At 46.7% G+C, this 24,760-nt stretch carries 17 protein-coding genes (1 of these 17 only partly in view); 7 read left to right on the top strand and 10 right to left on the bottom strand.

The features are described 5' to 3' along the window. Positions 1 to 83: 83 nt before the first annotated feature. Positions 84 to 1,301: a serine/threonine protein kinase gene (locus OP864_RS11010; protein WP_270098239.1), complete on the top strand. Its 1,218-nt coding sequence runs from the start codon at positions 84 to 86 to the stop codon at positions 1,299 to 1,301. 356 nt (positions 1,302 to 1,657) lie between these two features. Here OP864_RS11010 and OP864_RS11015 read toward each other — a convergent pair whose 3' ends face one another. The 4 genes from OP864_RS11015 to OP864_RS11030 all read right to left on the bottom strand — a co-directional run bounded on the left by OP864_RS11015 (position 1,658) and on the right by OP864_RS11030 (position 5,345). Next, a complete protein-coding gene (locus OP864_RS11015) occupies positions 1,658 to 3,262 on the bottom strand; it encodes a S8 family peptidase (protein ID WP_270098240.1) in 1,605 nt (534 codons plus the stop codon). Between the two features lie 156 nt (positions 3,263 to 3,418). Then, positions 3,419 to 4,477: a 3-oxoacyl-ACP synthase III family protein gene (locus OP864_RS11020; protein WP_015693085.1), complete on the bottom strand. Its 1,059-nt coding sequence runs from the start codon at positions 4,475 to 4,477 to the stop codon at positions 3,419 to 3,421. Between the two features lie 212 nt (positions 4,478 to 4,689). Then, complete coding sequence (locus tag OP864_RS11025) at positions 4,690 to 4,902, bottom strand: hypothetical protein (protein ID WP_002659526.1); 213 nt, start codon at positions 4,900 to 4,902, stop codon at positions 4,690 to 4,692. 86 nt (positions 4,903 to 4,988) lie between these two features. Beyond that, entirely contained in the window at positions 4,989 to 5,345 is a 357-nt protein-coding gene (locus tag OP864_RS11030; RefSeq protein ID WP_270098241.1) for a hypothetical protein, read from the bottom strand. A 574-nt stretch (positions 5,346 to 5,919) separates the two neighbouring features. On the opposite strand from OP864_RS11030, the gene OP864_RS11035 reads away from it, so the two are divergent. Both OP864_RS11035 and OP864_RS11040 read left to right on the top strand, forming a co-directional pair. Next, the gene (locus tag OP864_RS11035) at positions 5,920 to 8,784 is read left to right on the top strand and encodes a PD-(D/E)XK nuclease family protein (protein ID WP_270098242.1); all 2,865 of its coding nucleotides are present in this window, start codon (positions 5,920 to 5,922) and stop codon (positions 8,782 to 8,784) included. Positions 8,785 to 9,025: 241 nt separating this feature from the next. After that, entirely contained in the window at positions 9,026 to 9,673 is a 648-nt protein-coding gene (locus tag OP864_RS11040) for a hypothetical protein (protein WP_270098243.1), read from the top strand. Here OP864_RS11040 and OP864_RS11045 read toward each other — a convergent pair. From OP864_RS11045 to OP864_RS11055, 3 genes are all read right to left on the bottom strand, one after another. Next, the gene (locus OP864_RS11045; RefSeq protein ID WP_270098244.1) at positions 9,632 to 10,558 is read right to left on the bottom strand and encodes an alpha/beta hydrolase; all 927 of its coding nucleotides are present in this window, start codon (positions 10,556 to 10,558) and stop codon (positions 9,632 to 9,634) included. The genes OP864_RS11040 and OP864_RS11045 overlap by 42 nt on opposite strands. Before the next feature lie 62 nt (positions 10,559 to 10,620). Beyond that, positions 10,621 to 10,902 carry a thioredoxin family protein gene (locus OP864_RS11050; protein ID WP_015693093.1) on the bottom strand — a complete coding sequence of 94 codons (282 nt, stop codon included), beginning with the start codon at positions 10,900 to 10,902 and terminating at the stop codon, positions 10,621 to 10,623. 69 nt (positions 10,903 to 10,971) lie between these two features. Beyond that, positions 10,972 to 11,733, bottom strand: a complete 762-nt coding sequence (locus OP864_RS11055) for an alpha/beta fold hydrolase (RefSeq protein WP_015693094.1) — start codon at positions 11,731 to 11,733, stop codon at positions 10,972 to 10,974. Positions 11,734 to 11,942: 209 nt separating this feature from the next. Here OP864_RS11055 and OP864_RS11060 point away from each other — a divergent pair, with 209 nt between their 5' ends. Further along, the gene (locus OP864_RS11060; protein WP_270098245.1) at positions 11,943 to 13,256 is read left to right on the top strand and encodes a UDP-N-acetylmuramoyl-tripeptide--D-alanyl-D-alanine ligase; all 1,314 of its coding nucleotides are present in this window, start codon (positions 11,943 to 11,945) and stop codon (positions 13,254 to 13,256) included. Positions 13,257 to 13,492: 236 nt separating this feature from the next. Here OP864_RS11060 and OP864_RS11065 read toward each other — a convergent pair whose 3' ends face one another. The 3 genes from OP864_RS11065 to OP864_RS11075 all read right to left on the bottom strand — a co-directional run bounded on the left by OP864_RS11065 (position 13,493) and on the right by OP864_RS11075 (position 20,672). Then, entirely contained in the window at positions 13,493 to 16,129 is a 2,637-nt protein-coding gene (locus tag OP864_RS11065) for an ATP-dependent Clp protease ATP-binding subunit (RefSeq protein ID WP_270098246.1), read from the bottom strand. A 396-nt stretch (positions 16,130 to 16,525) separates the two neighbouring features. Continuing rightward, positions 16,526 to 17,647: a hypothetical protein gene (locus OP864_RS11070; RefSeq protein WP_270098247.1), complete on the bottom strand. Its 1,122-nt coding sequence runs from the start codon at positions 17,645 to 17,647 to the stop codon at positions 16,526 to 16,528. A gap of 466 nt (positions 17,648 to 18,113) precedes the next feature. Beyond that, positions 18,114 to 20,672 (bottom strand): TonB-dependent receptor, encoded by a 2,559-nt coding sequence (locus OP864_RS11075; RefSeq protein WP_270098248.1) that lies wholly within the window; start codon positions 20,670 to 20,672, stop codon positions 18,114 to 18,116. 325 nt (positions 20,673 to 20,997) lie between these two features. On the opposite strand from OP864_RS11075, the gene OP864_RS11080 reads away from it, so the two are divergent. The 3 genes from OP864_RS11080 to icd all read left to right on the top strand — a co-directional run. Next, positions 20,998 to 22,890: a M1 family metallopeptidase gene (locus tag OP864_RS11080; RefSeq protein ID WP_270098249.1), complete on the top strand. Its 1,893-nt coding sequence runs from the start codon at positions 20,998 to 21,000 to the stop codon at positions 22,888 to 22,890. A 682-nt stretch (positions 22,891 to 23,572) separates the two neighbouring features. Beyond that, a complete protein-coding gene (locus OP864_RS11085) occupies positions 23,573 to 24,463 on the top strand; it encodes a GHMP family kinase ATP-binding protein (protein WP_270098250.1) in 891 nt (296 codons plus the stop codon). A 147-nt stretch (positions 24,464 to 24,610) separates the two neighbouring features. Further along, positions 24,611 to 24,760, top strand: the 5' portion of a protein-coding gene (icd, locus tag OP864_RS11090) for an NADP-dependent isocitrate dehydrogenase (RefSeq protein WP_270098251.1). The gene runs 1,071 nt beyond the window's last position; only the first 150 of its 1,221 coding nucleotides appear in the window; its start codon is at positions 24,611 to 24,613; its stop codon lies off the right edge, out of view.

Below are 24,760 nucleotides of genomic sequence, written 5' to 3' on the forward strand. Positions count from 1 at the left end.
AAGCTATATATTCATTAGGCGGCCAAAAGGCCCACAAAGTTAAAAAAAGGACTAAAAGTACAGTTGAAAATACCGAAATATCTATGAAAAATCACGCACTCCCTATTTTCTTGGCTTTCTTTGTCATCTTTCTATTGGGGCCTCAGGCTTGGGGCCAATACGATGATATTTACTTTGATGGCGAGGAAGAAACTGCGGCTCAGCAGCAGAATTATCAGCAGCCGCCAAGCAACTATGACCAAAATAGCTATGATCGTCCGGAGCAAGAGTATGTAGATGCTCGTTACGATAATGCTTATGCGGCTCGTATTCGTCGCTTTCATCGTCCTGCTCGGGGCTTTAATTATTATAGCAACTACTATGTAGATAGCTATTGGTACAACCCTTATCAGCCAGGGATGAATATCTATTGCTATAATAGCTATCGTCCTCGTCGTTGGAGACGTTGGGGCTGGAACTACAGTTATGGTTGGGGCTACAATTCTTACTACAACCCTTATGATCCTTGGTATAATCCTTACAATCGTTGGGGATACAATCCCTACAACAATTGGGGTTGGGGTTATAATCCCTACAGAAGTGCATATAATCAGGGCTATTGGAATGGTTACTATAATGGTGGTGGTGGAAACAATTGGTACTATGAAAGTTCTGCCCCCAATGCAGCCAATTATGTAACGACTCGTTACAGCCGAGGAAGCGATCCAAATATTCAGAGAAGCCGCAGCCGTGGCGTAAATGGCTATGATACGCATCAGCGGCAGGTAGATCCTTCTGCCTTGCACGCTAGTGGAAATAGCGGCAATCTAAACGCAGGTCGCAGTCGTGGGTCGGAAAATAACAATAGTTATAATAGTGGTCGCAACAACAGCAGCAGCAACAATGGCGACTTAAACGCAGGCCGCAGTCGTGGGTCAGAAAATAACAATAGTTATAATAGTGGTCGCAATAACAGCAGCAGCAACAATGGCGACTTAAACGCAGGTCGCAGTCGTGGGTCAGAAAATAACAATAGTTATAATAGTGATCGCAACAACAGCAGCCGCAATAATGGAAATATTAACAACGGTCGCAGTCGCAACAACCGTAGTTATAATAACCGCAGCAACAACTCGACGAGAAATAATGGCAGCATGAATAACCGCAGCCGGAACAACAACCGCAGTCGTTCTTACAACAATTCTTCTCGTTCTTCTTCTCCTTCTCGTTCATCGGGAAGAAGCAGTAGCCGAAGCAATAGTTCTTCTCGTTCTTCTTCTAAGTCTAAATCTAAATCTTCAGGAAGAAGCAGAGGACGTTAGTTGGGCCAATTAAGCGTGTAGAAAAGCCAGCTCCCTTTTGGGGAGCTGGCTTTTTGCGTCTAGAAAGCGAGCGCAGCGAGCTTTGGCCTAGCGATGTGGAAGGGGGGCCGTTAGGCCAGACCGAGGCAGCAAAGCTGGCGACAACAAGGCTGAAAGCCGCAGTTCGATGACCGAAGGGAATAACGGCCGAGCAGAGAGCGAGCCCTGACAACCAGCCTCGAAGAGGCGCCAGTTCGACGACCAAAGGGAGTAAACGTAGCGCCGACGACCGAAGGGAGGCGGAGGCCCCAAAATACAATAAAAAAAGCCCTTCTACAGAGCAGCAGAAGGGCTTGATTATTTAGCTTAGAAGTTGTTTATTTCTTCTCTTTAACCATTTTTTCGGCGAGTTCTAGTGCTTTATAAGCGTTGACTACACCGCCTTTTTTACAAAGGTCTGTAAACTTAACGAGTTCAGAAGTACCTGGTTTGTTCACCTCATAATTGATAGGCACAACAGATTTTTCTAGGCATTCTTTGAGCTCTTGGCCAGAAAGTTCGGGATAATAGGCTTTAACCAAAGCGGCAACACCGGCCACAACGGGAGCGGCCATACTGGTACCACTGAGGGCCTCGTATTCTCCTTCGGGAACCGTAGAGTAGATATCTACGCCGGGGGCAAAAATGTCTACGGTGCTAGCGCCATAGTTAGAGAAAACGGCAGGAGCTTCGGCGGCGCCTTTCCAAGAAAGGGCACCTACTTCGATCCAGTTATCGGCTTCTTTGGGGCCGCGTTTGTAAGGATCTTTTCCTTTTTGGTAGAAAGGAGTAGGGAAGTTATACTCTACATCCGTGTTTTTGTTGTCGTTACCAGCGGCATGCACCAACAAAACGCCTTTTTTGGCGGCATACTTAACGGCTTTGTCAACAATTTTCTTGTTGTAAGAATAAGCCTTACCGAAGCTCATATTGATAATATCGGCGCCATTGTCTACGGCATAGCGGATAGCATTGGCCACATCTTTATCGCGCTCATCTCCGTTAGGAACGGTGCGGATCGACATGATTTCTACATTGTCGGCAACGCCCATCATACCAAGGTCATTTGTACGGACGGCGGCAATGATACCGGCAACATGGGTACCGTGTTGGGCATCGGGGCCATAAACATCATTGTTTCCGTAGCGGCGTTCCGATTGTTTTTTGTAGTTATCGCCAACGGTGGGGCGGGGGTCAAAATCCTCATTGAGGAAATAATCTACATTCATGCTGAAGTAGTTCACGGCGCCTTCTAGCTGCTCTTTCATGGCTTTGCTAGGCACTTGAGCCAAAGAGGGAGCCATCATGGCTGCAGCTTGCTTGAGGTCATCGCTAGCATCTTCGGGGATTTTTTCTAGGTCTTCGGCTGTAAAGTCGTCGGTACCTAGTTCTTTTTCCACCAACTTGAAAGCGTCGAGGATCATGCTATATTGAGATTTGCGTTGCTTCATCTCTTTACGGCGAGTTTCATACTCTTCTTTGATTTTCTCAAAGAAAGCCTTCTCCTTTTTGTTGAGTTTTTTCTTGGCTTTGAGCTCGCGATAGAGGCGAGTGAGTTCCAAGTTCTCATAATTGACATTTTTGCCATCGGCTCCACCAATGAAGTTCCAGCCATGGATATCATCCACATAGCCGTTTTTGTCATCATCGATACCATTGCCAGCAATCTCATCAGGGTTTACCCACATGACATCCTTGAGGTCCTCATGTTCGGGATCTACACCAGAGTCAATAACGGCCACCAAGACTTTTTTCTTGGGTTTTTTGTCCTTAAGGAGCTCTTTGTATGCTTTTTCGGTGCTTACTCCATGTACTTTATCTGCGGTAAGGTCCAAGTTGAACCAATTTTCGGGAGCTTTTTCTGCTGGGGCTTGTGCCTGTAGGCTAAGAGAAAGGGCCAAAAAGCCGATTCCTGCCACTTTAGATTTCCAATTCCAAGTCATTAGAATAATAATTATAATTTAAGGTAGATAATATCTTGCGATCAATAAGAATACGCTTTTTTGTCTTGATTTATTCCTTGAGTTTTTGCTTATCCGACAAAAGACCGCCCTAAACCGACAGTTTAGGGCGGTCTTTATACTAATGCCGAAGCGGCTTTACCACTCAATCAAGGCAGAGGCCCAGGTAAATCCACTACCAAAGGCGGCCAAACAAACCAAGTCGCCTTCTTTGATCTTGCCTTCTTCCCAAGCTTCGCAAAGCGCAATTGGAATAGAAGCCGCAGTGGTGTTCCCGTATTTCTGAATGTTGTTGTAGACCTTATCATCGCTTAGGCCCATGCGTTTTTGTACAAACTGAGCAATGCGCAAATTCGCCTGATGCGGAATCAACATATCAATTTCTTCTACTCCTCTTTGGTTGGCCTGTAGGGCTTCCATGATTACTTCAGGAAAACGAACTACAGCATTCTTAAAGACAAAGGGCCCGTCCATATTGGGGTAAATATGCCCAGCTTCTACCATCTCCGGCGTAATGAGCATAGAGTCCCAAGCACTATCCGTATGGAAGTCTTCGGTATCTCCCGTGAAAATTCCTCCATGTGCACCCGGGTTAATATAAGCCAAACGCTCGGCATGCTCTCCCTGTGCATGCAAATGCGTAGACAAAATACCTTGGCCCTCTTTGGTAGTGGGTTGCAAAACAACAGCTCCCGCACCATCGCCAAAAATAACGGTCACATTACGGCCTCTGGTGCTAAAGTCTAAACCCGCAGAATGCGTCTCAGAACCTACCACCAAAATATTTTTATACATGCCCGTCTTGATAAACTGATCGGCTACCGATAAGCTATATACAAAACCAGAACATTGGTTGCGAATGTCTAAGGCGCCAATATGGCTCTTGATGCCCAATTCGCGCTGTAATAATACTCCACAACCAGGGAAGTAATAATCCGGACTCAAGGTCGCAAAAACAATAAAGTCAATATCGTCTTTGGTGATCCCCGCCCGCTCAATCGCAATTTCTGCAGCCTTTACCGCCTGTGTGGTGGTGTTCTCCTTATAACGATCTACATAACGGCGCTCCTTAATGCCGGTGCGCTCCTGAATCCACTCATCACTGGTCTCCATCACCTCTGTCAGGTCATTGTTGCTGATTACATTCTTGGGAACATAATGCCCAATTCCAGCTATTTTACTGCGTACTTGCGTCATAGTTTTTCTTTTTTTGTAGAATTTTGAAAAGCTCTGGGCGGCAAAAATAAGTTTTTTCTCCTTTTTGCTAAGATAAATTAAACGCTAATTTCATATATAGTTTAAGATCAGCCAGATGAAGCCAATAGTTTTTTGCCCCAAGCCCCCTCCCCAATACAAAAAAAGCGATTTAGCCCAATCGCTAAATCGCTTTCTATAGCATTCAAAAAGACTTATGCCTCTTCTACTTCCGGAAGCTGACATTCCTCCTCTGGCTTGCGGCCACATACCGTGCATTCCCCAATCTGATTCTTCAATAAAGGGTTGTTCTGTGCACATGTCCCCCGAAAATCCTCTCCCACAAAAATTTTGCGGATGTTAATGAGGAGAAAAGCAAGAATAAGTGCCCCAAATGCTACGGCTATGGTCAATAAATTGCTCATCATAAGCGCTATGTTTTTATAAATGATGTCCTTATAAACTAGCGCAAAACTAAGCATTTTTTAGCGAAAAGTCGGCTTTTTAGATTTCCTTAATCTTCCTCCTCCTCATCATCCCAATCAAAGTCGTCTTCTTCGTCATCATCGTCATCATCATCATCATCATCATCGTCATCATCATCGTCATCGTCATCATCGTCCTCATCCCAGTCAAAATCCTCTTCTTCCGCTTCTTCTTCCGCCGCCATTTCAACAACATCCTCTTCCACCACCACAGTTTCCTCTACAACTGCCTCTTCCTGAGGAGCTTCTACTTCAGCAACTTCTTCTAGCGGTTTTTCTTCTTCCTGACCGCCTATTTGGGCCGTAGAAAATTGCACTTTGGTCAATCCTCGCTTAAAAAATTTGGCTCTCTCTTCCTTAGAACGGCGCGATACTAATTTTTTCATTTCCTTTAGTTTTTTTCGTGAAAAGCAACAGCAGTTGCCTGAGTTTGTTTGCCAAACAAATTAGGAAAAAAAAATGGCTTATCTGTTTTATCTGCTGATAAATCTATTCAGCGCTTTAGATTATGTAACTCCTCTTTATTTTAACCAAATTTATGTTGGTTGTTCTGTTTTTTAGGGGCTGCCCCTGCGGCCTTTCAGGCCTTGGGTCGGGCTGTGTCAGGGCTCGCAGGTCTGCTCGGCCCTGCAGTTTTTTCGCTACGCTCAAAAACTTTGGTCTGCGGCTGCGCCGCCCCCTTTTCCATCCCTCATCCGCTCATCATTGGCCCTTCTCTTTGGCTTTTTCTTCGGCCCTCTTTTCCTTTTTTTTAAGGCAAAAAAGGCCTTTTGCCCCTTTTTTAAGCCAAAACCCCTTGTTTTTATCATTATTTTGACTAAAAACTGGAAATCTATTTACTTTTTGCGTATAAAATAACTAACTTGTCTTATCTCTTAGATGTTGAGCAGCATAAAGGTATGGGCGTTTCACAATTTTATCTGCCCCTTTACAAAATCCTGCTCTTTAGACTGAAGTCTTATGATTGTACGTTTTGGTTTGAGCCTGCAAGAGCAAATTTTTCCGCTCTGGGAAGAAGGCATCGATTATAGTTGTGGCCCACAACAACTCATTGAGTTCCTAGAGGAACAGTTGGGCATTGGTTATCCTGATAATAAGGCCTTTTTGCGCGTAGAGCAATATCGGCAACTCCTCGCTTTGTATCTAGAAAAACATAAGGAGGCCTTTTTTGCCGCCTCTTTTTCTGCAGATCCATTAGCTACCGCCCAAGCACTGCTCGATCGCCGAGATGAACTCTATCTCTCTAGCTGGGATTTTGCAATCAGAACCCAAATGCCTAGCCGCTTGCGTACGCTAGCCGAATTAGAACGGCTGCTCCAACGCCAAGAGGAAATTCAACTCGCCCCCGCTTTTGCCGAGCGCTTCCGCCAGGTCTTTTCTTATATCGAAAAGGGCCGAAAACAACCCATTTCTAAGTTGTTGCTGCAAGAAGCCGAAACCCTCTGGCCCCCTTACTGGCAGCGCTTCTTTGAACTGATGAAGCAGGAGGGCGTCCTGATTGAAAATTTAGCCGAACCCCAACCCCTAGCCAATAAACAGTTGGGCCAATTGCAAGCCCGCCTGCTCGGCCAAGAAATCCCTAAAGCCAATACCGAAAAAGCCGACGGCTCTATTTTGGTCCTCAAAGCAGAGAGCGAAGCCTATGCCGCCGCTTATTTGGCCAAGCTTTTTGCCCAAATGCCCGACCTAAAACCGCTTTGCCTACTCTCTAATAAAAATAGAGCTTTAGATAATGCATTGGTCCAAGAAGGCTTGCCCTCTTTTGGGGTAGAATCAGCCTCTCTAGCCCGACCCAGCCTGCAAATTCTTAAGCTCATTAGCTCTTTTCTCTGGCAACCCCTCAATCCTTATCGCTTACTGGAGTTTTTGTCTCTCCCCAATATTCCGCTGCATAAGGGCCTAGCGGTTAAATTAGCAGAGTCTATTTCTGAAAAACCTGGCCTCTTTAGCGCCCTCTGGTTTCGCAAAAAAGAGGAGTTCGTCCAAGATATGAAGGCCCAAATCGAAAGAGCAGGCCCCCGCATTGCCAAAAAACTAGAAGCAGAACTGGCCCAGGCCGAAAAAGATTATAGCTTCTGGTTCGAACGCCGCCGCTACGACTCTCGCCAATTATTACCCGTCCGAGAATTAGTCGAAATTTTCGATTACCTCCGCCTTTGGGCCCTCAAATTGGTGGATGAGCAAAAGAAACAAGTTGATAAGATTGATAAAAAACTCAATAAATCAGATCTAGAAGAGGCCAAGGAACAACAACTAGAACGCCAAAGAGAAGAAATTTTGGCGGCCCAAAAACCCATTCTCCGCCTCTATGAACAAGCTGGCCGCCTCCTGCTTTTACTGCAAAGTTTGGCCAAAAAGGAACAAGGAGTGGGCTACCTACAACTCGAACGCCTGGTTAAACAGGTCAACCAAGCCGTAGCCATTCCTTTCCGCCCTAGCGAATTGGGCCATGCGCCCTTTGTCTATGAACCCGCCGCAATTGTGGGCAATAGCCCTCAGCTGCTTTGGTGGAATTTTGTCGACCCACAGCGAAATATTGGCTTTGAACGCTGGTATAAGCAAGAAAGGGCTTATCTGGAAAAAAGAGCAATTGAGCTGGAGACCTTGAGCCAAATTAACTTGCGCAATATCTGGCAACGCATCCGCCCAATCTTATACTGTAGAGAACAACTCATTTTGGTCCTTCCCGCCAAAGTAGAAGGCCGAGAACAACATCCTCACCCGCTCTGGGGCGATATGCAGGCCCTTTTTGGCGATTTGCTCGATAGCTTTAGTATTCAACTAGAAGAGGCCAAAAGCTCTACTTATTTTCAACAGTATTTTGAGCTGGCCCAAGAAGAAAAATTGCGGCCTAGCCCACTTAAGTCGCCCTCGCCTTATATCCGTTTGGGCCAACAAGAAGGAGGCGCTGGCCTGCTCAGCGAACGAAAAAATGAGTCCTTTAGCTCTTTAGATAAGCTGTTTTATTATCCTTACCAATGGGTGTTCCGCTACCTGATTGGCCTAAATAAGTCTTCTATTTTGCAGGTCTCTAGCGAAAATCGCCTAAAAGGGAATTTATCGCATGTGCTTTTTGAACGCCTCTTTGATCTGATGGTGGAAGAGCCTAAAACTTGGAGCAAAACAGAATTAGAAGCTTGGATTGATAAAACTTTACCGACAATTATTGAACGAGAAGGAGCGGTTTTGCTAATGTATGGCAAAGAGGCCGACCGCATCAGTTTTATCAATAAAATGAAGTTTTCTGCCTGGACCCTCATTTCGGCTATTCAGCGGAATGGCTGGAGCGTGAAAGCTTCTGAAATGGCCGTAGAAGGCGAACTTTGTGGCCAAAAAATTAAAGGTATTGCCGATTTGGTCCTTTATCGAGAACGGAATGGCCAAGCAGAAACTGCTGTTTTGGACCTCAAGTGGAAGGGCAAGAGTTTTTATCGCCAAAGTCTACAAAATAATGATGATTTGCAGCTGGTGGTTTACTCTAAGTTCCTTTCTGAACAAGAAGGACAATGGGCCCATAGTGGTTATTATATTATTAGCGAGGGAATTATTTTGTCTCGAAATAACCAAGCCTTTGCAGAAGCCGAGGCCGTTTCTCCCGAAATTGATGCGATCCAACAACAAAGCAAAACTTGGCAGGAGATGGAGAATACTTACCTCTGGAGAATGCAACAACTTCAAGAGGGCCAAATTGAGCTGCGCAATGAACATACGCAATCTGCCTTAGAAGAAATTTTGCAGTCGCAAGGGTTGCTAGACCTTTTAGAAATGCGCCAAGAATCGGCCAAATATGATATTTATAGAGTGTTGGTCCAACCCATGGCTTAAGTAAAAATGAAGTTCTATTTTGGCGCCTCCATTTGAAGAAGGCGCCTTTTTTTTGCAATTTTGTTTGCCGCCAAGCGTATCTTGGCCCAGCGCTGCGGAGTGGGTGGCCGAAGGCCAGACCGAGTTTTTTGAGCGTAGCGAAAAAAACGAAGGGCCGAGCGAACAGCGAGCCCCGCAGCATAGCGGCGGCCGACCTAGCCGAAGGCTAGCCGGCCGCGGGCCCCAAAAAAACAGAAGAATTATGCAAAAATGGATATGGATTTGGGCTTTGGCCCTTTGTTTTTCCTGCCAAACAGAAAACCCCCAAAAAGAAACTGTAGCCCACCCAAAAGCAGAAAGCGATAGTTTATTGCCTGCCGCCAGAGCCTTGAAAAGCAATCGGGCAAAATCTTTTGAGGCCTACTGCTTTTTTGAAGGAGACGACCCACAAAATCAGCTGGATAGCTTGGCCGCTGCTGCTTGGTGGGCCCAAATGCAGCAGGAAGAGGGCTGGCATCAGGCCAAAAATTTACTGAAAGAAAAAGGCGGAGGCCCCTTGGGTGCAGAATGGAACGCCAATACCGATTTGTATGTCTTGCTCCGTTTTCCAGCAGACTATAATGGCGATTTTCGCTTGAGTTACGGAACCCTAGAGCAAGATTTTAAGGGCGAACCCTATCGACAGGCAGAGGGGCTTTTGCTTTTCCGTTTGCCACAGGAAATTTGGGTCATGAAAGCCAGCCAACAGCCCCAGCCCAAGGATTATCCTCTCCTTTTTTCTGAAGAAGAAATGCAAGTACATGCCGAGGATCCCGCTATTTTTCGGGCGGCCGAGTTCTTGCCAATACGTATATATTATAAGGGGGAGCTATTCCGTAGTTTCTACCTGCGCTTTGCTTATGGCGAGTAGCCAATTGCGTAAATATTCGCCTTGGCCTTTTCGCTTTTTGGCTTTGTAGTACCATTTTGCGGTAACGGCCAGGTGGCTGGCGCCTCGGATGCAATAAAAAGAGTAGGGGAGGCCCTCTTGCTCTAGGCTGCGGGCAAAAGAGGCAGAAGCTCGAAAATCGACCAAGCCATCTCGGTTGCCATGTAATAAAAGAGCGGGGAAGTTGTCTTGGGCATCGATTAAATAAACGGGATTGGCCAATTTGAAATTAACCGATTGCTTGCTTCCCGCATATTGCCGCAGGGGCAAACTTGGCTCCATCTGATTGAGGTCTAAAGCGCCAGCAATAGAAAAAAATCCGCTAATATTTGCGCTGTTCAGGCCCAAATTGGCTAGCCGTTCTTGGTCGTAGGCCAAAAGAGCGGCCAGGTTTCCCCCTGCAGAGCTTCCGCCAATAATCCATTGGCTTTGGGGAAGCGAAATGCCCCAATGCTTGCTGGCGGCTAAAATAGCCTGGTCAATATCGAGCTGTAAATCTTCTTGGCAATAATCGGGGGCCAAGCGATAGGCGGGCATCACCAAACGGTAACCCAAATCGGTAAATAGTTGGGCCAAATGCTGATGCTGCTCGGGCTTGCCCGTTCGCCAAGCGCCACCATGCACATAAAAAATAATGGGGGCTTGTTTGGCACCGCCCAACGGCTCGTAGAGCCAAAGATACTGCCGCTCTTCTGGACCATATTGAAGGCGTTGCCGCTCTGCCTGGGCAGGAGCTTGCCGATTGAGCCGAAAAGCGTGAACGGGATAAGCGAGTACTTCCCAAATGCTGCCCGAGGTTTTGTTCTGGGCCCAACTGCTGGCCGAAAAGGCCAAAAAAAAGAGCAAAAAGTAAAATTTCAGTTTCATTGAACAACTGTTTAGTTTTTACTTTTTGCTCCACAAAGAAAGCACCAAAAATAGCTAGGAAATCAATCTTCAAATCGAAGTTGATAGGGCCGTTGCATTTGGGCGGCCAGCTCGCCTAAAGAGAAGGCCCCAAAGAAGCGGTAAAACTCTTTGCCCTCAAAAAAAACGAGGAGCAGCGGGACCGAAAAGGCGTTGTGCTGGGCGGCTCGCTCGGGCTCAGTCATACAATCAATGACCTCTAGTTCCATTTTGGGATAATGCTCGGCCACAAACTCCGAAAGTTTGGGCAAAAGGGCATGGCAAACCCCACATTGGGGTTGCGTGAAGTAGAGAAATTTATCCATCTTATTGCAGTTAAAAAGGGCTGACTCTAAGAAGAGTCAGCCCTTTTTTGAGTCAAAAGACCATCAAATTTAGTTCTGATGGGCCAAAAAAGCACTCAAAATGCGGTTAAACTCATCAGGACGCTCCATCATTGGGGCATGTCCACATTTATCGATGTAATATAGCTGAGATTTCTCAATTCCTTTGTGAAAATCCTCACCAACAAAAGGGGGCGTAATGCGGTCTTGCTTTCCCCAAATGAGCAAAGTAGGAACCTTAATATTATGTAGGCGATTTTCTACATTATCACGAATTGCAGAACGGGCACAGGCGACGACGCGGATGGCTTTTTCGTTATTGTTGACAATCTCGAAAAGGCTGTCTACTAACTCTTTGCTAGCTGTAGCGGGATCGTAGAAGGTATATTCTGCTTTGCGCTCAATAAAAGTATAGCTTTTCCGCTTGGGAAAGGTGTTGCCCAAAGTGTTCTCAAAAAGTCCAGAGCTACCTGTTAGAATAAGGCTTTTTAGGCGATCTTGCTCTTCTAGGGCCATAAATAGGCTGACGTGCCCACCCAAAGAATTGCCCAAAACGTGCATTTTTTCTGTCTCGCCTTTGGCTTCTAGAAACTCGACCACATAATTCTTAAGATAGCCCACAGAAAGCTCTCTTAGTGGTGCTTCATAGATAGGAAGTACAGGGACCAAAATGCGGTAATCCTTGCGAAAGTGTTCGATAATAGTACCGAAGTTACTAAGGGCCCCAAAAAGACCGTGCAAAAGCAAAAGGGTTTCCCCTTGTCCTTCTTCTATATATTGGAACTTTCCTAGCTCCTTGACTTTGTAGTCCATAACTGAGAAATTCTTATGTTACTGATAATCAATTAAAAAGGCCCTAAAGGGGCCTTAATTGGCCTCAAAAATACATCTTTTAGATTAGTTATGGACCGCAAACCCCTATTTTATATTAAAAAACTTTGATTTCTTTTATCTTACTGCAGGAGTACAAGCCTAAAAAAAGGCTATTTTCGCCCATCCTTTTATAGACCAAAATTGATATCATGCAGCTTGCTCAAATTTATACTACTTTTCTATCGGCTAAGGGTCTTTGTATCGACAGCCGCCAAGTTCAACAGGGCGATTTGTTTTTTGCCTTGGGTCAAAAAGATGAAAATGGCCGTCACAAAGGCAATGATTTCGCAGAAATGTCTTTGCAAAAAGGCGCTTTGGCCGCTATTATCAATGACGCTCAGCTAAAAGCCAAATATGCAGAGGATGAACGCTATATTTTGGTCGAAGATGTGGAAGTTTGTCTACAGCAGCTGGCCCAATATCACCGAAAACAAATCGATATTCCAGTAATTGCCGTGGTGGGCTCTAATGGCAAAACTACCTGCCGCCAATTGCTTTATTTGCTGCTCTCTCAAAATTATGATTGTTGGGCCACCCCCGGCAATTTTAATAACCATTTGGGCCTCCCTCTTTCTGTGCTGCAAATTAAAAACGAACATGAGTTGGCCATCCTAGAAATTGGGGCTAATCACTTAGGCGAAACCGCCGCCCTCTGCGAAATTGCAGCCCCTACTCATGGCCTGATTACGAATCATGGGAAGGACCATTTGGGCGAATATGGCTCGGTGGAAAATATCCAGAAGGCTAATCATGAGCTCTATGATTATTTGGCCAAAACAGGCGGCCAAGCTTTTGTCTATGGTCAAGATCCAGTAATGATGAAGGCCGCCAAACAACTAAAAAATCCCATTTTTTACGGCCGCCCTAAGGACTATACGCAGGCAAAAGTACTCCAAGCTCCCGATCTAAAACTAGAAATCCAATTGGGCAAAAGAAAGTTGTCGGTAAAGATGAATCTCTTTGGCGAGTTTTGGGCGCCCACGGTCTTGGCCGCCGCCACAATTGCCGATTATTTTGCCCTGCCCGCCGCCGTTATTAAACAGGCCCTGCAAAGCTATAGCCCGCAATCGCTCCGCTCCGAACGCCGAAACTGGAATAATCAAGCCGTTTTACTCGATTGCTATAATGCAAATCCTAGCAGTATGCAGGTCTTTCTTCAGGCCGCTCTAGCCGAGAAATCTGCCCCAAAAGTCTTTGTCCTTGGCGAAATGCTGGAGCTCGGTAACTTTAGCCAAAATGAACATCAAACTCTTTTGGACCAACTCGCTAGCGAAAAAAATATTCAGCTTTTTCTCTTTGGCCCTAGCTTTTTGGGCCTGTCGCTGCCTCCTTTTGCCCAACATTTTGAGCATCTGGACCAACTGCAGCAGGCTTTGCCCACTTCTGGCCACGCCATTTATGTCAAGGGCTCTAGGGGTAACCGCCTAGAACAACTCTTTGAGGAAGCAAAGGAATTGAATTAGTCTATTATTTTTTGGGGCTGCCCCTCCCTTTGGTCGGGTCGCTCCCTTCTGGGCTCGCAGGTCTGCTCGGCCCTGCGCAAAAAAGCGCAAAGCGCTTTTTTGCTGGGTCTGGCCCTTCGGGCCACCCGACAGGCAGCTCAGCCTGCGGCGGCTTCGCCGCCTGTAGAACGCAGAAATTTGGACCAAAAAAAAGCGATCCCATCGGGATCGCTTTTTTTTTTCTTAGCGCCTAAAGTTTAGTCTTCCAACTCTAGCTCTTTCTCTTCTTCTTTTTTAGTAAACAAGAGTTTTTCTTGCCCTTTTGGAAGATCAACATAGATAAGGTCGCCAGGCGCAAATTGGCTCGCCAATAGGGCCTTAGACAACTCATTGACCAATTCTCTTTGGAGTACGCGCTTCATGGGGCGGGCACCAAAGGCGGGCTCATAACCCAAATCGGCTAGGTAGTCAATGGCTGCTTCAGAAAGCTCAATATCAAAGCCTTGGCCCAAAACTCTTTTGCGAATACCTTTCAACAGTAGATAAAGAATCTGCTTGATCTCTTCGCGGTTGAGCATGGTAAACATGACCGTTTCATCAATTCGGTTGAGAAACTCTGGACGAACATGGTCCTTGAGGCGCTCAACTACTTCTAGTTTGGTGGTTTCAATGATTGCTTGGCGTTTGCTAGCCTCTACATGATCTAAACCATCAAAGTTATCTTGGATTACATCGGCCCCCATATTGGTGGTCATGATGATAATCGTATTCTTAAAGTCGGCTACACGGCCTTTGTTATCGGTTAGGCGGCCATCATCTAGGACCTGCAACAAAATATTGAAGGTGTCGGGATGAGCCTTCTCAATTTCATCCAGTAGAATGATAGAGTAGGGCTTTTGGCGAACGGCATTGGTCAATTGACCGCCCTCCTCATAGCCTACATAACCGGGAGGTGGACCAACGAGGCGAGAAACGGCATGTTTCTCCATATACTCCGACATATCAAAGCGGGTAATCGCTGTTTCATCATTAAAGAGAAGTTCCGCCAGGGCTTTGGCCAATTCCGTTTTACCGACTCCCGTTGTTCCCATAAATAGGAAGGAACCAATGGGCTTTTTGGCATCTTGTAGGCCCGCACGGCTACGGCGAACCGCATCAGAAACAGCTTGTACGGCCTCTCTTTGGCCAATAATTCGCTTGCCAATTTCCTCTTCTAAGCGAAGTAGCTTCTCTCTTTCGCTTTCGAGCATTTTGGCCACGGGAATACCCGTCCAGCGAGCAACAACTTCAGCAATATCATTAGCATCTACCTCCCCATCGGTGAGGCGTTTTTCTGGAGAGAGGGTTTCTAGTTGGGCCTCTGCATTGGCCAAGATAGTTTCCTGCTCTTTAATTTTACCATATTCCAATTCGGCTACTTTGGCGTAATCGCTATTGCGGCGGGCTTCTTCAGCTTCTAGGCGGTATTTTTCAATTTCAGACTTACAAGACTGAATGATATTGATGAGTTCTTTTTCAGATTCCCAGGCGGCTTTTAGGACCGTCAGTTCTTCCGAGATATTGGCAATTTGCTCATTGATGGCATCCAATCGCTTTTGATCGCCATCTCGTTTTACGGCCTCTCTTTCAATTTCTAGCTGACGGCCTTTGCGGTCCAATTCATCTAGTTTTTCGGGCATAGAGTTTAGCTCTAAGCGAAGTTTAGCGGCGGCCTCATCCATCAAGTCGATTGCTTTATCGGGTAGGGCACGATCACTAATATAGCGATGAGAAAGTTCTGCTGCCGCAATGAGGGCATCATCGAGAATGCGAACTTGGTGGTGGTTTTCGTAGCGCTCTCTGAGTCCGCGCAAAATGGCTACCGTTTCTTCCATAGAAGGCTGATCGATGACAATTTTCTGGAATCGTCTTTCTAGGGCTTTATCCGTTTCAAAGTACTTTTGGTACTCATCTAGGGTAGTGGCACCAATGGCCCGTAGTTCTCCACGGGCAAGGGCGGGCTTGAGGATATTGGCGGCATCCATGGCGCCTCCACCTCCGCCAGCACCAACCAGCGTATGAATTTCATCAATAAATAGGATGACATTATTAGAGGTGGTCACTTCTTTGACCACCGCTTTGAGTCGCTCCTCAAATTCTCCTTTATATTTGGCTCCAGCAACCAGAGCGGCTAGGTCGAGGCCAAAAACGGTTTTATCTTTTAGGTTTTCGGGCACATCATTATTGACGATACGCCAGGCTAGGCCTTCTACAATGGCGGTTTTTCCCACACCGGGTTCTCCAATGAGGATGGGGTTATTCTTTTTGCGGCGAGAGAGGATATGGAGCAGGCGGCGAATTTCATCATCGCGGCCGATAATGCGGTCCAATTTTCCGTTGCGGCATTGTTCGTTATAGTTTACCCCATATTTGCGGAGGGCATTAAATTCATTTTCGCCACTTTCGCTTTTGACGGTGCGGCCTTTGCGCAATTCCTTAATGGCATCGCCAAGTAGTTTTTCGTTGGCGCCAAGGCTGCGGAGTAGGCGAGTGGTTTTATCGTCTACGGAGAAAATACCCGCTAAAATCATATCGAGGGCCACAAACTCATCGCCGAAATCGCGGGCCAGGTTTTGGGCATTTTGGATGGCTAGGCTGGCCTCTTTAGAGAGGTGGCTGCCCGAGTTGCTGCCATAGACTTTAGGGTAGGAGTCCATAATGACCTCTAGCTTTTGCTTGAGGTCTGTAAGGTTGACGGATAATTTTTTGAGTAGGTAGCCCACCACATTATCATCCACTTCTAACATAGCGGCTAATAAATGGGCCAATTGAACGTCTTGTTGTTGGCGGCCACGCACATATTCTTGTGCTTTGAGTACGGCCTGCCGGGCTTTTTCGGTGAATTTATCAAACATAATATATAGGGCTTATTAATATAGTAGATGGAGATTTATACAATTTGTTCTTTTCTTTTCAAAAGCAAATCCAATTCTTGAAGTTAAGGCAAAATGGCAGTTTTCCAAAGCTTTAGCTGACATTTTGGGCGTTTTCGGTTCCTAATCCGTGACATTTTTTCCGATTGCCGATTTTTGGTCCAATAGGAGGCGGCGGAGCCGCCCCCAAGGCGCGCAGCGCCTCGGCTGAGGGATGGACAGCAGTGGCCGCAGGCCAGACCTAGCGGGCGCAGCCCGCGCAGGGCCGAGCGAATAGCGAGCTGCGAAACAGCCCGACCCGCCTGCAGGGCGGGGCAGCCCCAAAAAACAGCAGAAAAAAAGCGAATACTACAATAGCTTGCAGCATTCGCTTTGGGGTTAATTTTTATAATAATCGAGGGCTTCATCGCCCATTTTGGCCATATTATCAATAAAAAAGCGGAGGTCGGCCAGTTGGTCATCGCTCATTCTTTCTTTGGTAAAGATGGGAATCCCTCGCCAATTTTTGCCCGATTGATAGCGGTGGGCGGCATAAATAGAGAACTTGGCCTTGCCCTCAAAGTTGGCGGCTAGTCGCTTAAATGTTTTTTGGCGATTATCGAGTTTGAATCGGCTATAGCGTTTTTCTTCATGGCAATGCAGGCAGCTTCGCTCATAAATTTTTCGGCCATTGAGAAAGCTATTGCTAGCGGGAGAGATCATTTGGCGGGCGCGTTCGTCTGGTGGGCGGACCAAATGGGCGGGATAAACCTCGGAGTAATAGCGGCGAATGAGGTTAACGGCCCGGGCATTACTGCGGTTGTTTTTAATCGAATACTCGACCTTTTCCCAATCGGCTTTTTTCATTTCGAGTTCGCCCATTTTTAATTCTAGGGTCCAGAGATAGGCCAAAATGGCTTCTTTTTCCCAATCTTCCATTTCTCGGCCATCGGCAAAGAGTTGGTTGCAGGCATCCATAGATTTGCGCAGGTCAAAGTGGGCGCCCTTGAGCAGCGGGGCATAGGGGCCGTCATAGAGCTTGGCAAAATCATTATTAAAAAAGAAGATGCGGTTAATCATGCCATAAAAACTAGGGCCGGGCAGAAAAGAGAGCTGGTTAGAGTCTACATATTTTAGGCGTTTTTGAGGATCCAGATTATCCAAACTAGGTTCTTCCCGAACGCTGAGGTGGCAGGAGGCGCAGCTCATTTTCTTGCTGAGTAGCTCGGTGCTACTACCTTCTTTGGTGGTAAATCCCTGTTCAATCAGCTCTTTTCCTTGCCGAATCGTCAGTTGGTCTTTGGCCTTGGCCCAATCTTTTGGCTGGTTGGTTTTAATTTTTCCCAACTTCCCCATGACGGTCCAAAGCGGAGTGCTTTCGGTCATCTGAAAATCAGATTGCTCCTCTTCCTTTAAGAGTTTTTGGCTGGTAAAGGCGGTGGCCAAGCCCCAACAAACCCCCAAAATAGAGATGGCAATTTGCCAAGGTTTGGGACGAATATATAATAGTGGTTTTAGCATATTGCTGGTTTTGCTTGTCTTGGAATATAGTGTGTGTAGCGAACTACTTAAAAAACAGGCGCTGAGGCGCTTCTAGTTCCTTAGGCTAAAAATAGGCCAAAAGCCCACTGCAAAAAACAGTTTAGCCGACCTAATCTAGTGATTAAATCGGTAGTTCATTCTTCTCAAGTTTAGGGGGAGCTTAGGGGTTTTGTTGGGGCCCTCACAAAATAACAGTTTCGGAAGATATTATAAAACAGAGAACCTACAAAAAAAGCCAGTACTCCTTAGAGAACTGACTCTTTTCTTTTGGGGCCCGCGGCCGCCCTCTATATTGGGGCGGCCGCCGCTATGCTGCGCCGCTCGCAGGTCTGCTCGGCCCTGCGTTTTTTTTCGCTACGCTCAAAAAAAACTGGGTCTGGCCTTCGGCCACGGCTGCGCAGCGCTGGGCCGTGGCTCGCTGCGCTCGCTGGCGGCTTCGCCGCCTCTAAATGCCGCCTTGTCCGCCGCCACCGCTGTTTCCACCGCCAGAGCGGTTTTCTAATTGGCTACGGCGCTTGTTCTTGACATTCATTTTACCAAAGTTATAACTCATACTAAAGTTGACCACTCGGTTTTCCCATTCGTAAATTCCGCTTTGACGGAAGCTGTCTGTGCTCCGCTGATAGCGGTAGCTATTACTATAAATGGGGTTTTGGATCCAAAGAGAGAGCCGCAATTTCTTTTTCATCAGCTGTTTATTGATCGATACCCAATGCCAGAAGTTGGGGCGGTTGCTTCCCTGAATATCTCGAACCTGATACCAAACTGATCCCCCCATAGAGATATTTAGCCCAATTTTTTGCAAACGAATACTGCTAAATACGTTTCCGCTAGCTCCTAAGGTCTGATAAGAAAGGTCTTGGCCTTCTACTTCTGCATCAAAGTGCGATTGGTAGAGGTTGCCCCCCATATTGAGGGTCCACCAAGGGAAAATACTTGTATTAAAGTTGAAGTCTAAACCGTACTGGTAGTTGTAGGCCAAGTTTTGGGGCCGAGAGCGAATCACGCCCGTTAGGCTGTCAATGGTTTGCACTCGGGTAGACTCATTATCATTATAGCTGGCATACAAGCCAACATTTATTCCCGATTTGCCAATGTAGTTGCCGTAGTTTAGTTCTACCTTATCGGTAAATGAGGGCTGCAAATAAGGGTTGCCATAATAAAGGTAGCGGGGGTCCTCAAAACTAGGGAAGGGGTTGGTAGACCAAGAACCGGGGCGGTCAATTCTACGGCTGTAGTTAAAGGTCATTTGGGCCGTTTTACTCATTTGGTAGCCCAAGTTAACAGAGGGAAAGAGCTGAAAGTAACTCCAGGGATAGCTCTCCTCCGTACTAATCAAACGCGGATCTACACTGGCTTGCTCTAGGCGAAGACCAAACTTTCCACTCCACTTCTCTCCAAGTTTTTGGCTGTAGGTCCCATAAAGGGCATGAATCTGTTGGCTGTATTCAAAGATATTAGAGCGACTACTATCATTGACTAAAGTGGGGAGTTGGGGAACATAATTGTAGTAGCCAAAATCACTGCGGTCCAATTGGTAGCGATAGTGATAGCCTACTTCTAGTCGCCCTTCTAATTTGGGCAAGGGAAGGGTGTAATCAATACGGGCCCAAATTTCTCTGCGGCTGTCAAAGTCCTCAATCCGCTGAGAGTCTGGGGCGGCATTGATGGCATCGCCATTGGGCCAATAAGACTGATTGCCGTAGTAGTCAATGTCTTGGTCTTGGCTATTTGATATTTGGAAGTCAAAGACGAGCTGGTGTTGATCTCCCATACCCCCAATTTTATCCAAGTTAGGCTTGCCTGTAGAGTCTTTTTCTGGAAAAATAATGGAGTAAACGGCATTATAGCTCCAGTTGTAGCGCTCTGTTTCGCCATCTCTGCCTCGAATCTCTTGGCTGTAGTATACCGAATCTTGTCCGAAGTTATCGTATTGGGTTTGGCCGCCATTTTGGCCAGCCCCTCCACCTCCTCGTACTTGCATAGAGAGGGTTTGGGTGGGGCTAAAGTAGTAGTCCATGCCTAGGCGCCCCCAGAAGTTATCTTTTTGGCGGCGGCTATCGCGGTAGGTGTTGAAATAATAGCTACTATCGGGCAACTGATTGAAGCGGTAGGCCTCTGAAAGGGTGTAGGAGCCTCGGCGGCTCCAGCTAGCATTAGAAAAAAGGTTGAGCTTTTCAGATTTGTAGTTTAGGCCAAAACCCGTATTAAACTTATTGAACATTGGACCAACGGGCTCCGAACGCCAACCTCGGGCATTGGTCCCAATTCGACCATTGACATTGCCCGTAAAGCCAGAGAGGAGGTTGCGTTTCATCACAATGTTAATGATTCCGCCTGCGCCACCATCGGGGGCATCTTTGGCCGAGGGACTCGTAATAATTTCTACGCTTTTGATACTGTTTGCGGGCAGTTGTCGGAGGACGGCAGCCTGGTTTTCTCCAGTTAGGCCCGTGGGCTTTCCATTGATGTATACTTGGACCACCTTGCCCCGCACTTTGATCTGCTCATCTTGGTCAACCTCTACTCCTGGTGTAGAGCGAAGGACCTCGGTGGCGCTTTCGCTGTTGCCAAGTCCACTGTTTTCTACATCAAAGACCTTTTTGTCTAGGCCCAATTTGAGTAGCGATTTATTGGCCGTTACCTGCACGGTCTCTTGGGTGGCAGCATCGGGCTTTAGCAAGACTTTTCCTAGCTGAAGAGTAGGAAGTTCTAATTTAAGACTATCTATGCGTTTTTCTTCATAGCCCATAAAGTTAAACTTGGCGTAGTAGTCTCCATAGGGCAAGTTGACCAAGCGAAATTTACCATCCATATCGCTGATGCCTCCCGTAATGAGGGAGTCGGAAAGATTGTAGAGGGATACGGTGGCAAACTCTAAGGGCTTTTTGCTGTCGGCATCTATGAGTTGGCCTAAAAGAGTGGTTTGGGCGGGGGGCATAGGCCCCTGTGCCCAGCTCCAGCTACATACGAGCAGGAAGAAGGGGAGGAGGGTCAATTTCATGTTTTTTGGTTTTAAGATCGAGGTTAAATTGATTGTAGGAACTAGCCGAAGAGTTGTGCTGAGCTAGCGGAGAACGGAGCAGCCAGTGCTGTTAATTTTTGATTGCTTTTTTATGTATAATAGACTTAGATGGCTATAGTTACGAGCTCTTAACAGTCCTTAACCTTTAGATTTCGACCAACTCGACCTTTTGAAAGACTGAACTATCTGTTTAGTTTCTGGTCGGTCCAATTTCTGTTTTTGTAGAATTTCTGATAAAAGGGCTATTTTTTTACTTTATTTAAGTCTTGCTCTACTCAACCAAAAAATTGAAAAACGATACCTTATGTTGAAAAAGAAAATTGCAAGCTTGGCTTTTGGCCTTTTGGCAGGAGCTAGCTTGTTGGCCCAAACAGGGCCCGATCGCTGGCAACAGGCGGCCAAATACTATATGGAAATTGATATGGATACCAAAAAACATCAGTTTGATGGTAAACAGAAGCTGGTCTATACCAATAATTCGCCCGATACTTTGCGTAAAGTATTTTATCATCTCTACTTTAATGCCTTTCAGCCAGGTAGTATGATGGATGAACGCTCTAGAACACTACCCGATCCCGATCCCCGTGTAGGCGATCGCATCGCTCAGCTTAAGCCCAAGGAAACGGGCTATCATAAGATTAAGAGCTTGTTGCAAGATGGCAAAAAGGTCAATTATGAAATGGCCGAAACCATTTTGGAGGTAGAACTAGCCGAGCCCATTTTGCCTGGCGCCAGCACTACCCTAGAAATGGAATTTAAAAGCCAAGTGCCCATTCAAATTCGTCGCTCTGGCCGCAATAGTGCCGAGGGAATCGATTATTCTATGTCGCAATGGTACCCCAAACTTTGTGAGTATGACTACCAAGGCTGGCATGCCAACCCCTATATCGGCCGAGAGTTTCATGGTGTTTGGGGCGATTTCGATGTGAAAATTACCCTGCCTGTAGAATATACGGTAGGCGCTACGGGCTACCTCCAAAATCCCAATGAAATGGGACATGGCTATGAGGATGTGGGCCAAAGAGCCGACCTCAAAGGCAAAAAGCGCCTCACCTGGCATTTTATCGCACCCAATGTGCATGACTTTGTCTGGGGCGCCGATCCCGATTATATCCATGATGTGGTCCAGCTAGATGATACGACTAAGATTCACTTTCTCTATCAAGATGATGAGGATTATAAGGCCACTTGGAAAGCTGTACAGCCTAAAATGAAAAAGGCATTCGAGTATATCGAGAAACGCTTTGGCAATTATCCCTATCGCCAATATTCCTTTATTCAAGGGGGAGATGGCGGAATGGAGTACCCCATGGCTACTCTAATTACCGGAAACCGTGCCCCCTCTAGCCTACAGGGCGTGATGGTCCACGAGCTGATGCATACTTGGTATCAGATGCTGATGGGAACCAATGAGGCCCTTTATGCTTGGATGGATGAAGGCTTTACTTCTTATTCGACCAATATTGTTACGGCTTATTTGGATGGCCAATTGAAAAAAGGCGAAAACCCCCATTACTACTCTTATGCAGGTTATAAGCAGTTGGCTAAAAGTGGGGTAGAGGAGCCCCTAAGCACTCATGCCGACCATTTTATGAGTAATGCGGCCTATGGCGCTGGTTCTTATAATAAAGGAGCTGTTTTTGTCCATCAATTGGAGTACATTGTTGGCGAAAAGGTCCTTAAGGAGGCGATGCTAGATTATTACTATAATTGGCGGTTCAAGCACCCCAATCCCAACGATTTTATCCGTATTGTAGAAAAACGATCGGGCCTAGAGCTAGACTGGTACCGAGAGTATTGGGTCAATAGCACACATACTATTGATTATGCTATCGATAAGGTGGAGAAGAAGGGCAAAAAGACGTTGGTCCAATTGCAACGCCTAGAAAGCACCGATAAGAAAACGGGCATTAAGAATGGCCGTATGCCCATGCCTGTAGATGTGGTGGTGAAGTATATGGATGGCAAGGAGGAAAAAACTGCTTGTTTCCATATTCCCTTGGCCATTATGAGAGGGGCTAAAGCCAATGAAAATATGTACCTAGAGTATAATGTGATGCCCGATTGGCGCTGGACGCATACTAGCTATGAGCTAGAGCTGCCCATTAAACAAAAGGATATCTTGAGTATTGAAATTGACCCTTCTAGCCGAATGGCCGATATCAACAGAAAGAATAATACTTATAAGCCTGATTAGGCCGCTAAGAAGTTTTGCACTGAGCCACTCTATTTTATGGAGTGGCTTTTTTTATTATTTGGGGCCCGCGGCCAGCAAAGCTGGCCGCCGCTATGCTGCGCCGCTCGCAGGTCTGCTCGGCCCTTCGTCGCTTTGCTCCTTGGTCTGGCCTTCGGCCACGGCTGCGCAGCGCTGGGCCTGCTCCACTTTTGTTTTTCAGTTGATGCTTTCTGCTTCGGCCTTTTGGCTGCCCCTTTTAAGCGGTAGGCCTCGCTTCGCTCGGCCTGCTTTAATATGTCCCCGCCCACCCACCCCTCTACGGGATTCCTTAAGGGAATCCCTGCGGGGGCGTTTGGACCATTAAAAATTTCCTCTCCAAATCCTCCCGACGGCTAGCTGCCCCCCTCCCGACGAGTATAGTTAGTCCTCCCCTTTATTTTTGCGGTTTAGCAGGCGGCGAAGCCGCCGCAAAGGGCCGCAGGCCCGCGGCTGAGGGATGGACAGCAGTGGCCCAAAGGGCCAGACCAAAGCCCGCAGGGCTGCAGGGCCGAGCGAATAGCGAGCTGCGAAACAGCCCGACCCGCCCGCAGGGCGGGGCAGCCCCAAAACAACATAAAGAAAAAAGCGTTAAGGATAAAAAGGAGGCGAGGGCTGGCGGTTTTCTTGCAAAATTGTAGCTTTGGCCCAAAATACAGCGAGCATTATGACAAAAGCTTATCCGGCGAAACTACTATTATTTGGAGAGTACAGCATCATGCAGGCGGCTCCGGCTTTGGCCTTACCCTTTTGGGCCTATCGGGCTAGCTGGTCTTGGTCGGCCACTAAAGAGCGATTAGCTTCGCAGCAGGGTTTGCAGCTCCTATTGGATAGCATGGCGCCCAACTGTTGCTTAGACTTGCAGCGATTGGGGCAAGACTTGCGAGCGGGGATTTGGTTGCAGAGTGATATTCCGCATGGCTATGGTTTGGGAAGTTCGGGCAGTTTGGTGGCGGCAGTATATGAGCGTTATGCCAGGGCCGAAAAGGCGAGGGGCGAGGAATTGATATTGACATTAGCGCAGATAGAAACTGCTTTTCATGGGCAGAGTTCGGGCATAGACCCCTTAGTTTCTTATTTGAGAAAAGGGTTGTTTTGGGAAGCTGGTCAGAGTAAAATATTGGAGCAAGAAATTAGCTTAGGAGAGGCGGATCGGGCTCAATTATTTTTGTTGGACACAAAAATTGCGAGACAAACGGCCCCATTAGTACAGCATTATCTGCAAGCTTGTGCGCAGGCAGATTTTCCATTGGCGGAGCAAAAAGAACTTGCACAGGCGCATCGTTTGGCTATTTCGGCCTATTTGGGCCAGGAAGATGAGGCCTTAGCTGCTGCATTTAGGGAGATATCGGCCTTGCAGCATCGGTTCTTTCAGCGGATGATTCCGGCAGAATTTAAAGAAGTTTGGCAAAAAGGCTTAGCAGGAGGCAGTTATTTGCTCAAACTATGTGGAGCGGGGGGCGGAGGATTTTTGCTGGGCTATAGTCAGGATTGGGTTAGTACGCAGCGAGAACTATCGGCTTTTGAGTTATTGCCATTGGCTTTAGGGCAGATATAGGAGAAAGCCAATAGGGGAGAGCGGGCTGGGGCTATAGTCTAATGAAAAAGAGAAAGCAAGCTTCATTATCTAGTATAAAAAATGTAAATTTGAGCGCCCTCAAAGGGGGCTAAATCATTTATTTCATTTTGCATAACTATACGATCCATGAGTGGAGAAAAAATTAGCATGAAAGAGGGGCAGTTGCAAGTGCCTAATCAACCTATTATTCCTTTTATTGAAGGAGACGGCATTGGTCCTGACATTTGGGCTGCTTCTGTTCGCGTTTTTGATGCTGCTGTAGAGAAAGCTTATGCT

Origin of the sequence: Saprospira grandis, assembly GCF_027594745.1 — a bacterium.
Lineage (GTDB): Bacteria > Bacteroidota > Bacteroidia > Chitinophagales > Saprospiraceae > Saprospira > Saprospira grandis.